At 69.6% G+C, this 12,794-nt stretch carries 11 protein-coding genes; 6 read left to right on the top strand and 5 right to left on the bottom strand.

The annotated features are described in order from the left end of the window. Positions 1-90: 90 nt before the first annotated feature. Complete coding sequence (locus VFH59_RS01455) at positions 91-1,203, bottom strand: S-(hydroxymethyl)glutathione dehydrogenase/class III alcohol dehydrogenase (RefSeq protein WP_325163112.1); 1,113 nt, start codon at positions 1,201-1,203, stop codon at positions 91-93. A gap of 75 nt (positions 1,204-1,278) precedes the next feature. Beyond that, on the bottom strand, positions 1,279-2,193 hold the full coding sequence (locus VFH59_RS01460; protein ID WP_325163113.1) for a LysR substrate-binding domain-containing protein: 915 nt from the start codon (positions 2,191-2,193) through the stop codon (positions 1,279-1,281). Positions 2,194-2,324: 131 nt separating this feature from the next. Here VFH59_RS01460 and VFH59_RS01465 point away from each other — a divergent pair, with 131 nt between their 5' ends. Both VFH59_RS01465 and VFH59_RS01470 read left to right on the top strand, forming a co-directional pair. Further along, positions 2,325-2,498 carry a hypothetical protein gene (locus VFH59_RS01465; RefSeq protein WP_325163114.1) on the top strand — a complete coding sequence of 58 codons (174 nt, stop codon included), beginning with the start codon at positions 2,325-2,327 and terminating at the stop codon, positions 2,496-2,498. Between the two features lie 119 nt (positions 2,499-2,617). Beyond that, entirely contained in the window at positions 2,618-3,568 is a 951-nt protein-coding gene (locus tag VFH59_RS01470) for an aldo/keto reductase (protein ID WP_325163115.1), read from the top strand. Between the two features lie 93 nt (positions 3,569-3,661). On the opposite strand, the gene VFH59_RS01475 is transcribed toward VFH59_RS01470, so the two are convergent. From VFH59_RS01475 to VFH59_RS01485, 3 genes are all read right to left on the bottom strand, one after another. After that, on the bottom strand, positions 3,662-5,896 hold the full coding sequence (locus VFH59_RS01475; RefSeq protein WP_325163116.1) for an NADP-dependent isocitrate dehydrogenase: 2,235 nt from the start codon (positions 5,894-5,896) through the stop codon (positions 3,662-3,664). 219 nt (positions 5,897-6,115) lie between these two features. Further along, positions 6,116-6,517, bottom strand: a complete 402-nt coding sequence (locus tag VFH59_RS01480) for a DUF4156 domain-containing protein (protein WP_325163117.1) — start codon at positions 6,515-6,517, stop codon at positions 6,116-6,118. A 196-nt stretch (positions 6,518-6,713) separates the two neighbouring features. Next, positions 6,714-9,572 carry a M16 family metallopeptidase gene (locus VFH59_RS01485; RefSeq protein WP_414655839.1) on the bottom strand — a complete coding sequence of 953 codons (2,859 nt, stop codon included), beginning with the start codon at positions 9,570-9,572 and terminating at the stop codon, positions 6,714-6,716. A 252-nt stretch (positions 9,573-9,824) separates the two neighbouring features. Here VFH59_RS01485 and VFH59_RS01490 point away from each other — a divergent pair, with 252 nt between their 5' ends. The 4 genes from VFH59_RS01490 to ubiB all read left to right on the top strand — a co-directional run. Continuing rightward, on the top strand, positions 9,825-10,031 hold the full coding sequence (locus VFH59_RS01490) for a hypothetical protein (RefSeq protein ID WP_325163118.1): 207 nt from the start codon (positions 9,825-9,827) through the stop codon (positions 10,029-10,031). A gap of 70 nt (positions 10,032-10,101) precedes the next feature. Beyond that, positions 10,102-10,566 carry a tRNA (cytidine(34)-2'-O)-methyltransferase gene (locus VFH59_RS01495; RefSeq protein ID WP_325163119.1) on the top strand — a complete coding sequence of 155 codons (465 nt, stop codon included), beginning with the start codon at positions 10,102-10,104 and terminating at the stop codon, positions 10,564-10,566. A gap of 68 nt (positions 10,567-10,634) precedes the next feature. After that, the gene (locus VFH59_RS01500; RefSeq protein ID WP_325163120.1) at positions 10,635-11,285 is read left to right on the top strand and encodes a ubiquinone biosynthesis accessory factor UbiJ; all 651 of its coding nucleotides are present in this window, start codon (positions 10,635-10,637) and stop codon (positions 11,283-11,285) included. Next, the coding region (gene ubiB / locus VFH59_RS01505; protein WP_325163121.1) for a ubiquinone biosynthesis regulatory protein kinase UbiB at positions 11,282-12,794 on the top strand (1,513 nt) is incomplete at its 3' end. The genes VFH59_RS01500 and ubiB, both read left to right, overlap by 4 nt.

Below are 12,794 nucleotides of genomic sequence, written 5' to 3' on the forward strand. Positions count from 1 at the left end.
TTCCGTCCGACCGGTTGAGGCGGGCGCATTCTAGCCGAGCACGATGGCCGTGCAGGAATGCCCGCGCGGGCTCGCTGCAGCGGCAAGCACTCAGTAGCGGATCACCGAACGGATCACGCGGCCTTCGTGCATGGCGTCGAACGCTTCGTTGATGCGCTCCAGCGGCAGCTCCTGGCTGACCATTTCGTCGATGCGGATCTCGCCGGCCAGGTAGCGGTCCACGTAGCCGGGCAATTGCGAGCGCCCCTTGACCCCGCCGAACGCCGAGCCGCGCCACACGCGCCCGGTCACCAGCTGGAACGGCCGCGTGCGGATTTCCTGCCCGGCGCCGGCCACGCCGATGATCACCGACTCGCCCCAGCCCTTGTGGCAGCACTCCAGCGCCGCGCGCATCACCTCGACGTTGCCGATGCACTCGAACGAATAATCCACGCCGCCGCCGGTGAGTTCGACGACGACCTGCTGGATCGGCGTGTCGGGGTGATCCTTCGGGTTGACGAAGTCGGTCGCGCCGAGCAGCCGCGCCATGTCGAACTTCGAAGGATTGGTGTCGACCACCACGATGCGCCCGGCCTTGGCCATCACCGCACCCTGCACCACCGACAGGCCGATGCCGCCCAGCCCGAACACCGCCACGCTGGCGCCCGGCTCCACCTTGGCGGTGTTGAGCACGGCGCCGATGCCGGTGGTGATGCCGCAGCCGAGCAGGCAGACCTTTTCCAGCGGCGCGGCCGGGTTGATCTTCGCCAGCGCGATCTCCGGCAGCACCGTGTACTCGCTGAAGGTGCTGGTCCCCATGTAGTGGTGGAGCATCCGGCCGTCCTTGGAGAAGCGCGAGGTGCCGTCGGGCATCAGGCCCTGGCCCTGGGTGGCGCGGATGCGCTGGCACAGGTTGGTCTTGCCCGAGCGGCAGTACTCGCAGGTGCCGCACTCGGGCGTGTAGAGCGGGATCACGTGGTCGCCGACGGCCAGCGTGGTGACGCCCTCGCCGACCTCCTCGACGATGCCGCCACCCTCGTGGCCGAGGATCGCCGGGAACAGTCCCTCCGGATCGGCGCCGGACAGGGTGAACGCATCGGTGTGGCAGACGCCGGTGGCGACGATGCGCACCAGCACCTCGCCGGCCTTCGGTGCGGCCACGTCCACTTCCTCGATCGACAACGGTTTGCCTGCTTCCCAGGCGACGGCGGCACGGGATTTCATGGATGGCTTCCAGTGGGGGGAAGCCCTCATCATGCCGCGCGGGCAATGCCCGGGAAACCTACCGGCCGACGCAGCTCAGGCAGGCGTCGGCTGGTCTTCGTGCAATTGCGGCATTTGTGCGTAATAGGCCTGTGCCTCGCCCAGCAGCCAATCGCGGAAGACCTGCAGGCCCTGGTGTTCCTGCGAGCGCGGCGGGTAGACCAGCCAGTAGGCCTCCTGGATCGGAAGGTAGCGTTGGCCCAGCACCACCAACCGGCCGGCCTCGATCAGCGAGCGCGAGCTGACCATGCGCCCGAGCCCCACCCCGAGGCCTTCCAGCGCGGCGTGGCGCAGCGCGTCGGTGCTGTCGAAGTGCGCCACGTAACGCGTGGGGGGCGTGCCGCCCACCTCCGCGAACCACTCGCGCCAGCGGTCGCCCGGATCGCCCAGCAAAGGCCAGTCGCCGAGCCGGTTGGGATCGGCCCCGTCCATGCGCGCGATCAGTTCCGGCGTGGCGACCGGCGCCAGCCACTCGCCGAACAGCCGCTCGCTGACGAGCCCCGGCCACTGGCCGCGACCATAGCGCAGCGCGGCATCGACCGGCTCACGCTCGAAATCCACCAGCGTGGTGGCCGTCTGCAGGTTGAGCTCCAGCTCCGGATGGGCGGCCACCAGCCCGGGCAGCCGTGGCACCAGCCAGCTGGACATGATGCCGGAGCTCGCGCTCAGGGTGAGCGAATCGTGCCGCCGCTCGCGATAGCGCGCGAGCGCGTGGTCGATGCCGTCGAAGTGTTCGCCGACCGCCTCGAGCAGGCCGCATCCCTCGGTCGTGAGCGTGACGCCACGCGGGCCGCGGTCGAACAGGCGGCGGCCGAGGCGATCCTCGAGCTGGCGGATCTGGTGGCTCAGCGCGCTGACGGTGAGGTTGGCCTGCACCGCCGCACGCGACAGGTTGCCGACGCGCGCGACCCGCACGAACTGTTGCAACAGACCCAGCGGAACATGGCTCACGAGCTTGGCCTCCCAGGCAGAAGTGCCTTGAAATCCGCTCAAGGCTGGCTTGCGAATATATCGCTTTTGGGCGCCACGGAGGCGGCGTACCTTGAGCGCACCCCAAGGCAACACCCCCACCGGAGGTTCTCGTGAAACCGTTCTGGAAGCAGTTGCTTTACCTGCATGGCCACGCCCTGCCCACCGAGCTCGACTGGCGCGAGGACGCGCCGGCGGCACGCGGCCGGCGTGTCGCGGCGACCACGAAACCCGTGGCGCCGATGCTGCGCTGGCGCGACGTGCTGCGCGCGGCGCTGATCAGCTAGAACGGCGTCACGCCCGCGCCGGGCTGGAAGGGCGCACCTGTGCGCAACCGCGGGCTGCCGGTTGATTCCTTCGGCAACGCGCTCCATTTCCCCGGGATTCGATGCCCGGAGGAACCCCTATGCCCCTGCGCCCGCTCGGCCGCTCGCCGCTCGCCATCGCCCCGCTTGCCTTCGGCGGCAACGTGTTCGGTTGGAGCGCGGACGAGAAACGTTCCTTCGAGCTGCTCGATGCGTTCGTCGACGCCGGCTTCAACCTGATCGATACCGCGGACGTCTATTCGGCCTGGGTGCCAGGCAACCGCGGTGGCGAGTCCGAGGCCATCATCGGTCGCTGGCTCCGCGCCAGCGGCAAGCGCGACCGGGTGCTGATCGCCACCAAGGTGGCCAAGTGGGCCGAACAGCCGGGCCTGTCGCCGGTCAATATCCAGCAGGCGGTGGAGGGCTCCCTCAAGCGCCTGCAGGTCGACTGCATCGATCTGTACCAGGCGCACGAGGACGACGCGTCGATCCCGCTGGCCGAGACGCTGGGTGCGTTCGGGCGGCTGATCGAGCAGGGCAAGGTGCGCGCGATCGGCGCCTCCAACTACAGCGCCGACCGCTTCGCCGACGCCCTCAAGGTGTCGGCCGAACACGGCCTGCCGCGTTACGAGTCGCTGCAGCCGGAGTACAACCTGCTGCGCCGCGCCGGCTACGAGCGTGAACTGGAACCGCTGGTCCGGCGCGAACAGGTCGGCGTGATCAGCTACTACGCGCTGGCCAGCGGCTTCCTCACCGGCAAGTACCGCAGCGAGGCGGACCTGGCCAAGAGCCGCGCCCGCGGCGCCGGCGTGCGCAAGTACCTCGATGCACGCGGCCTGGGCATCCTCGACGCGCTCGACCGCGTTGCCGCCAGCCACCGGGCCACGCCCGCGCAGGTGGCGCTGGCCTGGCTGATCGCCCGCCCCGGCCTGACCGCGCCGATCGCCAGCGCCACCAGCGTGGCGCAGCTGCGCGAGTTGCTCGACGCGGTGAAGCTCGCACTGGCGCCGGATGAGATCGCGCTGCTCGACCAGGCGAGCGCGGAGGCCTAGATCCCCTGCGGCAGGAGCGCACCCGCGCGTCCCGATCGGGCACGGGCGCGCGCCTGCGGAAAAAGGAAGGGCGCCCGGAGGCGCCCTTCTTCGTCAGCCCTTCAGCGTGGCAAGCGTGTCGTTGAAGGTCTTGCTCGGCCGCATCGCCGCGCCGGTGCGGGCGAGGTCCGGGTGGTAATAGCCGCCGATGTCCACGCCCTTGCCCTGGGCGCCGTTCAACTCGGCCACGATGGCCGACTCGTTGTCCGCCAGCGCCTCGGCCAATGGGGCGAAGGTGGCCTTCAGCCCGGCGTCCTCGTCCTGCGCGGCGAGCGCCTGCGCCCAGTACAGCGCCAGGTAGAAATGGCTGCCGCGGTTATCGAGCTCGCCGACCTTGCGCGCCGGCGACTTGTTGTTGTCCAGGATCCGGCCGTTGGCCTCGTCCAGCGCCTTGGCCAGCACCGCCGCGCGGCGATTGCCGTAGCGCTCGGCCAGATGCTCGAAGGAGGCGGCCAGCGCGAGGAACTCGCCCAGCGAATCCCAGCGCAGGTAGTCCTCCTCGACGAACTGCTGCACGTGCTTGGGTGCCGAGCCGCCGGCGCCGGTCTCGAACAGCCCGCCGCCGGCCATCAGCGGCACGATCGAGAGCATCTTGGCGCTGGTGCCCAGCTCCATGATCGGGAACAGGTCGGTGAGGTAATCGCGCAGCACGTTGCCGGTCACCGAAATGGTGTCCTGGCCCTTGCGGATGCGCTCCAGCGACAGGCGCATCGCCTCCACCGGCGGCAGGATGCGGATGTCCAGGCCGGTGGTGTCGTGGTCCTTCAGATAGCGCTCGACCTTGGCGATCAGCTGCGCGTCATGGGCGCGCTGCGGATCGAGCCAGAACACCGCCGGCGTGCCGGACAGGCGCGCGCGGGTGACGGCGAGCTTGACCCAGTCCTGGATCGGCGCGTCCTTGGTCTGGCACATGCGCCAGATGTCGCCGGCCTCGACCGGGTGCGCGAACACCGTGCGACCGTCCTGGTCGGTCACGCGCACGGTGCCGTCGGCGGCGATCTGGAAGGTCTTGTCGTGCGAGCCGTACTCCTCGGCCTTCTGCGCCATCAGGCCGACGTTGGGCACCGAGCCCATGCTGGCCGGATCGAACGCGCCGTGCGCCTTGCAGTCCTCGATCACCGCCTGGTAGATGCCGGCGTAGCTGCGGTCGGGGATCAGCGCGAGGGTGTCCTGCAGTTCGCCCTTGGCGTTCCACATCTTGCCGGAGTCGCGGATCATCGCCGGCATCGAGGCGTCGACGATCACGTCGGAGGGCACGTGCAGGTTGGTGATGCCCTTGTCGGAGTTGACCATCGCCAGGCCCGGACGCTTCGCATACTCCGCCTCGAGGTCGGCCTTGATCGCCGCCTGCCTGTCTTCTGGCAGCTGGGAGAGCCGCGCGTAGAGATCGCCGATGCCGTTATTGGCGTCGAATCCGATCTGCTTGAGCTCGGCTGCATGTTTCTCGAGCGCGTCCTTGTAGAACTCGCGCACCACTACACCGAACATGATCGGGTCGGAGACCTTCATCATGGTGGCCTTCAGGTGCAGCGAGAACAGCGTGCCGGCCGCCCGGGCCTCGGCGATCGTGGCATCGACGAAGCGCGCCAGCGCGGCGCGGCTCATCACCGAAGCGTCGACCACTTCACCCGCCTGGACGGCGACCTTTTCCTTCAGCACGGTGGCGGTGCCGTCCTTGCCGACCAGTTCGATCTTCAGGCTGCCGGCCTTGTCCATCGTGGCCGACTGCTCGGAGCCGTAGAAGTCGCCGGCGTCCATGTGCGCCACGCGGGTCTTCGAATCGCCGCTCCACTTGCCCATCCGGTGCGGGTGCTTGCGGGCGTAGCTCTTCACCGAGGCCGGTGCGCGGCGGTCGGAGTTGCCCTCGCGCAGCACCGGGTTGACCGCACTGCCTTTGATCTTGTCGTAGCGCGCCTTGATGTTGTACTGCTCGACGTCGCCGTGGGGCTCGTCCGGGTAGTCCGGCAGCGCATAGCCCTGGCGCTGCAGCTCCCTGATCGCGGCCTTCAGCTGCGGCACCGAGGCGCTGATGTTGGGCAGCTTGATGATGTTGGCGTCCGGCGTGGTGGCCAGCTGGCCGAGCTCGGCCAGGTCGTCGGGGATGCGCTGTTCCTGCTTCAGGTATTCGGGGAACTGCGAGAGGATGCGCCCGGCCAGCGAGATGTCGCGCGTCTCCACGTCGATGCCGGCGGTCTGCGCGAACGCCGTGACGATCGGCAGCAGCGACTGGGTGGCCAGGAACGGCGCTTCGTCGGTCAGCGTGTAGAGAATCTTCGGGGCCTGGGACATCGTCTGCGTGACCTCTCGTGCAAGGGCGTAGGGGGCCGCGCGGCGAGGATCCGGCCGGGCCGCGCGGAAAAGGCAAGACGCCCATTTTCGCCCGAATGGCCCGCGCTGGCTATCGCAAGGGCATACGCGGGCGCACGGAAAGCAGGCGCCCGCGCACCGGACGCATGGGCGCGCAGGTCACGGGACGCCTTCGGGCGTCACGCCCGACGCGAGGCTCGCTCAGCCGCCCTGGATCGGATAGGTCTGCAGGCCACCGCTGGCGGCAGGTGCCGGCTGGGTGGCCGGCGCTGCGGCCGACGGCCGCGCGCTGCCGCACTGGTAGGCACCCCAGGCCTGCTCGCCATCGACCGGTTCGCCCAGCGGCTTGACCGTGTCGGCATTCATCTTGGCCGCCTCGTTGCGCGCCATCACTTCGAGTTCGTCGCGCACCTTGATGTCGTTGCGGTCGACCGGGCCGACCCGGTCCATCACCGACACGGTGACCTTGCCCAGGTCGCGGCATGACGAGACGTCGCCGGTCCAGGCCGTCCGGACCTGCTTGCCCGCATCGTTGAGGGTGATGCCCCAGGTGCAGGCACCGAGCAGCAGGACGGGGACGAGCAGCAACACGGTCTTGCGCATTTGTAGGGCTCCGGGGAACGCGAAGGCGTTCATCGTACCGTGCCCGCCCCGGGTAGGAGCTGAAGGCTGGCAGAAAGCGCTGCCAGAACGCCCCCGGGCGGGACGACCAGCCCGGCGCTGGCGCGAGTCCTTCGCCCGGGCGCTCGTACCGCGCGGATGGCGCTCACCCCGGGCCGGCGGGGAGAGCGGCCAGGACCTACTTCACCGCCTTGCCGTCGGCATCGAGCACCTGCACCGTGCCCAGGTTCAATGCACGCACCGGGGCCTCGATCTTCCTGAGGTCGCCGACGATCACCCAGGTCAGGTGGCCCGGGTCGATCACCTCCCTGGCGGCAGCCTGCACCTGCGGATCCTTCAGTGCCTCGATGCGTGCCTTCTCGGTCTGGACCCAGTCGTCCGGACGGTCGTACAGGGCGATGTCCTCCAGCGCATCCATCACCGCGGAAGTGGTCTGGTATTCGCCGGGCAGGCTGCGCACGTCGCCTTCCTTGATCTTGGCGATTTCCTGGGCGGTCAGCGGATGCTGGCCGACCACGGCGCGCGCCTCGGCCAGAATCTGCTTGGCCGACGGGGCGGTCTTGTCGGTCTGCACCGGCGCGTACATCAGGAACGGGCGCTGGCCGAGCGCATCGGGCATGAAGCTGTAGGCGCCATAGGCCCAGTGCTTGTCCTCGCGCAGGTTCATGTTCAGGCGCGAGCTGAACGTGCCGCCGAAGGCGCCGTTCATGGTCTCGATCGCCAGGTTGTTGCCGGCCTTGGTCGAGGGGGCCAGGCCGCCGGCCAGGATCAGGCTCTGCTGCGCGCCGGGGCGGTCGATCAGGTAGACCCGCGAGGCGGCCGGCGGCGCCACCTTGGCGAGGTTCTTGGCCGGCACCCTGGCCGTGCCGGGTTTCCAGTCGCCGAACACCTTGTTCAACTGCGGGATGATGCGGTCCAGCGTGGTGTCGCCGGCCACCAGTATCTGGACGTTGTCCGGACGGATGAAGTCGCCCATGAACCGGCGCATGTCCTGCTGGTCCAGCGCGGTGATCGACTGCACCGTGCCCGAGCCGGTGAACGGGATCGCATAGGCGTGGCCCTTGCCATACAGCAGCGGTGGCAGCGTGCGCAGCGCGATGCCGGTCGGCTGGCTCTTCTCCTGCGCGATGCGCGCCAGCCACTGGCCGCGCAGGCGGTTGACGTCGGCGGTGCGGAAGGCCGGGTTGCGCACGATGTCGGCGAACAATGCGAGCGAGGGCTGCAGCTTGTCGTCGAGCGCATTGAGCGCGGCGCTGCAGGCGTCCAGCCCGCAGCCGCTGGTGATCATGGCGCCCAGGCGTTGCTCGCGCTTGGCGATTTCCACCGAATCCAGGTCCCGGGTGCCCTCATCGAGCATCGCCATGGTGAAACTCGAGGTGCCGAGCTTGCGGCCCTGGTCGGCGGCGTAGCCGGCGTCGAACTGGAGCTGCACCTGCACCGCCGGCACCTCGTGGCGCTCGGCCAGGGTGACTTCGATGCCATTGGCCAGCTTGCCGTGCTGAAGGGTGGGAAAGGTGAGGCCGGGGAAGCGGGTCACCTGCGGCACACCCTTACTTCGGTCCACCGAACTGGGCGTGGTGCGGTAGTCGCCCTTGGCGGCAAGCCGGGGCTGCGGCTTGCCCGGCTGGGCGGGACGGCCGGCTGCGGTGGCCAGGTCGGTTTCCTCGACCTTGCCCGGGGTCACGGTGACGGTGTAGTCGCCCTTGGCGATCCAGCGGTTGGCCACGGCCTTCACGCTGGCCGGGGTGGCCGCCATCAGCGCATCGAAATCCTTCAGGTAGGCGCCCGGGTCATCCTGGTACAGCTGGCCCTCGGCGAGGATCGAAGCCTGCGTGTTGACCCGCTCCAGGCCGCGCACGAACGCCGCGCGGATGCCGGTCCTGACCCGCTCCAGCTCGTCGGCCGTGGGACCGTCCTTGAGGAACCTGGCCCATTCGTCGGCCACCGCGGCCTCCACCCTGGCCGGCTCGACGCCCTTCTTCACATCCACCTGCAACTCGAACAGGCTGGCCAGCGCGTGCTGCTCGATGTCGACCGAGACGTCGTCGGCGAGCTTGTCCCGGTAGACCAGGCGCTGGTACAGGCGCGAGGTCTTGCCGCCGCCGAGGACCGCCGCGGCCAGCTGCAGCTGGTTGAGCGAAAGGTCGGTGCGCGGGGGCACGTTCCACTCGCGGTAGATGCGCGTCTGCGCCACGTTGTCGGTCATCGTGCTGCGGCTCGGCGTATCGCGCGGGGCCACCCATGCCTGCGGGCGCGGCACGGCCGGGCCCGGGCCGATGTCACCGAAGTACTCGAGCATCTTCGCCTTCGCCTGCGCCGGCGTGATATCGCCAGCCAGCACCACCACGGTGTTGGCGGCGCCGTAGTAGTCCTTGAACCACTGCTTGACGTCACCGAGCGAGGCGGCGTTGAGGTCGGCCATCGAGCCGATCGTGTCGTGGTGGTAGGGGTGGTTCGCCGGAAACGCCTCGGCCTGGATCAGCTCGCTGACGCGGCCGTAGGGCTGGTTCTCGTCCTGGCGCTTCTCGTTCTGCACCACGCCGCGCTGCTCGTCCAGTTCCTTCTGCCCGATCGCGCCGAGCAGGTGGCCCATGCGGTCGGACTCCATCCACAGCGCCATGTCCAGCGCGGTGGTCGGCACCGTCTCGAAGTAATTGGTGCGGTCGAGCCAGGTGGTGCCGTTCTGGTCGGTGGCGCCGGCGAGCTCGAACGGCTTGAAGTACTCGTCCCGGTGGTTCTCCGAGCCCTGGAACATCAGGTGCTCGAACAGGTGGGCGAAGCCGGTCTCGCCCTTCGGCTCGTAGGAGGAACCCACGTGGTACCACACGCTCACCGCCACCACCGGCGCCTTGTGGTCCTCGTGCACCACCACGGTCAGTCCGTTGGGCAGGGTGAAGCGTTCGTACTTCAGCTCGGGGATCTTCTGCACCTGCGCGGTCGGCGCATCCGCGGCCTGCGCCCGCAGCAGGGCCGGTCCAGCCAGCAGGCTGGCGGCGATCAGCGCCAGCGCGGTCTTGGGTGGGAAACGCTTTGCCACGGTGCAACCTCCTGTCTCGCGGAAGAAAGCCCGAGGCTATCGGTCAGCGACGAACAAGCACAAGCGCCGGAAGTGCCGGCACTGTCCGGACGGTGTCCGTCCGCGGACCGCGCAGTGTCCGCGGACAACCCGGACGCGCCACCAGAGGACGCATAAACGCTTTACAGTCAATGTGTTAGTAAAAATCCGCAGGCTGGCACGGGGCTTGCCACACCCGGGACAGGACCCACCCTCAAGCCCAAGGAATCCGCCATGAAACTCGAAACCCTTCTGTTGCGCAGCCTGTTCGCCGCCTGCCTGCTGGTGTGCGGATGGATGATGGCCTCGATGCTCTTCATGCCCGGCCCGGTGCAACTGGCCGGTAGCGTCGACAGCGCCAGGCTCGGCGTGATGCTGGCCGTGCCCGGCACCTGCATGCTGCCGCCCGACGGCGTGGTCTGCCCGCGGCAGGACAGCTGAGCGCCTTGCGGCGCACGCGGACCTCGCACACCGGGGTCCATCGGGGGCCCGCACGGCGGATAATGGGCGGATGCTGCATGTCATCCTCTTCCGCCCCGAAATCCCGCCGAACACGGGCAACGCCATCCGCCTGTGCGCCAACACCGGTGCCTCGCTGCACCTGATCCGTCCGCTCGGGTTCGACCTGGACGATGCCCGCCTGCGCCGCGCGGGACTGGACTACCACGAGTACGCCCGTGTCCGGGTACATGACGACCTGGCGACCTGCCTGGCCACACTGGACGCGCCCCGCGTGTTCGCCTTCTCGACCCGCGCTCGTGTCGCCCACGTGGACGCCCGCTATGCCGAAGGCGACGCCCTGCTGTTCGGCTGCGAGACCGCCGGCCTGCCCACCGAGGTGCTCGAGGCGATCCCGCCCGGGCAACGCCTGCGCCTGCCGATGCGGCCGGACAGCCGCAGCCTCAACCTCTCCAACAGCGTGGCGGTGGCGGTGTACGAGGCATGGCGCCAGCTCGGGTTCGTCGGCGCAGTGTAGCGGCGCGACGGCGACATGCTGCCGAGCGCACGGACCGCGGCGGCAGCCCCGCCCGCTACAATCGCCCGATGAACGCCCCCACCCCGAACGCCTGGCTCCCGCAGCCGTTGCGCCAGCTCGCCGGCCGCGCGCTGGAAACCGCGCTCAATCACACCTTGTCGCTGGATCCGGACACACGCCAGAAACTGGCCGCCCTCGCCGGCCGGAGCATCCAGCTGCACCTGCGGGGCCCGGAGCTGGCACTCGACGTGACGGTGGAGGGCGAACGCCTGAAAGTCGGCCCACCGCAGGACACCGGCCAGCTGCGCGTGGCGGCCAGTCCCGGCAGCCTGCTCGCCATGGCGCTGCGTCGGGGCGAGGAGGGCATCGCGCCGGGCAAGGTCGAGATCGCCGGCGACGCCGATCTTGCCCGACGGCTGGAAAAGCTGGCGAGCAGCTTCCGGCCGGATTTCGAAGAGGCCTTCGCGCGCAGCTTCGGCGACGTGCTCGGCGTGCCGATCGCGCAGGCCATCGCCAGGGCGTTGCGGCATGCGCGCGCGAGCGCCGGGCACCTTACCGAAGACGGTGCCGACTGGCTGCGCGATGAAGCGCGACTGACCCCGGCCATGGACGAGGTGGACGATTTCCTGGATGGCGTCGATGCCCTGCGCGAGCGCACCGAGCGCCTCGAAGCCCGGCTGGCGCGCCTGCGCCAGCGCATGCAGGGGCCGCGCGCATGACGCCGCTGAAGGTGGTGCCCGGCGTGCTGCGGGTCGCCTCGGTGCTGCTCGCCTGGCGGCTGGACGAGCTGGTCGACGCGGCGCACCTGTACCGTCCGCTCAAGCTGCTGCGCCCATTGCTGGCGCGCACGCGCCCCGGCGCCCGCGAGCTGCCGCGCGGCGCGCGCCTGGCGCAGGCGCTGATCGAGCTCGGCCCGATCTTCGTCAAGGCGGGCCAGGTCATGTCGACCCGCCGCGACCTGATTCCCGCCGATATCGCCGACGAGCTGGCCCAGCTGCAGGACCAGGTGCCGCCGTTCCCCGGCGCCGAGGCGCGCGCGATCGTGGAGCGCGAGCTCAAGGCGCCGGTCGGCCGGCTGTACGCCCGGTTTGACGAAGTCCCGCTCGCTTCGGCCTCGATCGCCCAGGTGCACGCGGCCAGCCTGCACGACGGTCGTGCGGTGGTGGTCAAGGTGCTTCGCCCGGGCATCGCGGCAAAGATCGCGCGCGACGTCGCGCTGATGCGCTCGCTCGGGGAACTGGCGCAACGCTGGCATCCCAACGCCGACAAGATCCGCCCGCTCGACGTGGTCGCCGAAGTGGAGAAGATGCTCGGCAACGAGCTGGACCTGCAGCGCGAAGGCGCCAATGCCAGCCTGCTGAAGCGCAACTTCGCCAGCGGCGTGGACCTGTACGTGCCGGCCGTGCACTGGGATCTCACCGCCGAGCGCGTGCTGACCCTGGAGCGCGTCCATGGCGTCAGCTGCGACGACGTGGCTGCCATCGATGCCGCCGGCATCGACCGCCGGGCGCTCGCCGCCAAGGGCGTGCGGGTGTTCTACGAACAGGTGTTCCGCGACAACTTCTTCCACGCCGATGCGCACCCGGGCAACATCTGGGTGGATCTCGAGCGGCGCGAGGAGCCGCGCTTCGTGGCACTGGACTTCGGCATCATGGGCTCGCTGCCCGAGGCCGACCAGTACTGGCTGGCGCAGAACTTCATCGCGCTGTTCGAGCGCGATTACGCGCGCATCGCGCAACTGCACGTGGCGGCCGGCTGGATGCCCGCGACGGTGCGGCTGGACGAACTGGAAGCGGCCGTGCGCACGGTCTGCGAGCCCTATTTCACCCGGCCGCTCTCGCAGATCTCGCTGGCCGAGGTGGTGGTCAAGCTGTTCCAGACCGCACGCCGCTTCCAGCTCACGCTGCAGCCGCAGCTGATCCTGCTGCAGAAGACCCTGCTCAACATCGAGGGCGTCGGGCGCATGCTCGACCCCGACATCGATATCTGGGCGGTGGCCTATCCGGTACTCAAGCGCATCCTGCGTGAGCGCTACAGCATGCGGCGGACGCTGCGCGCGGTGCGCCAGCGCCTGCCCGAATGGCTGAACGCGGCGCCGCAGCTGCCCGAACTGGTGCGCGACGCGCTGCGGCAGACAGCCATCGGCGAGCGGCGCCAGCTGGCCGACCCGGCCGAACTGGCGCTGCGCGCGCACCTGGCCCTGCGCCGGCGTCGCGCGCTGCTGGGCG

Source organism: Frateuria sp. (assembly GCF_035695185.1).
Classification (GTDB): domain Bacteria; phylum Pseudomonadota; class Gammaproteobacteria; order Xanthomonadales; family Rhodanobacteraceae; genus Frateuria_A.

Coding starts and splice junctions, on each gene's coding strand:
- VFH59_RS01475 (WP_325163116.1), bottom strand. CDS start 5,896: ATGTCCCAGGCCCCGAAGATTCTCTACACGCTGACCGACGAAGCGCCG.
- VFH59_RS01500 (WP_325163120.1), top strand. CDS start 10,635: ATGAACGCCCCCACCCCGAACGCCTGGCTCCCGCAGCCGTTGCGCCAG.
- VFH59_RS01470 (WP_325163115.1), top strand. CDS start 2,618: ATGCCCCTGCGCCCGCTCGGCCGCTCGCCGCTCGCCATCGCCCCGCTT.
- VFH59_RS01455 (WP_325163112.1), bottom strand. CDS start 1,203: ATGAAATCCCGTGCCGCCGTCGCCTGGGAAGCAGGCAAACCGTTGTCG.
- VFH59_RS01490 (WP_325163118.1), top strand. CDS start 9,825: ATGAAACTCGAAACCCTTCTGTTGCGCAGCCTGTTCGCCGCCTGCCTG.
- VFH59_RS01480 (WP_325163117.1), bottom strand. CDS start 6,517: ATGCGCAAGACCGTGTTGCTGCTCGTCCCCGTCCTGCTGCTCGGTGCC.
- VFH59_RS01495 (WP_325163119.1), top strand. CDS start 10,102: ATGCTGCATGTCATCCTCTTCCGCCCCGAAATCCCGCCGAACACGGGC.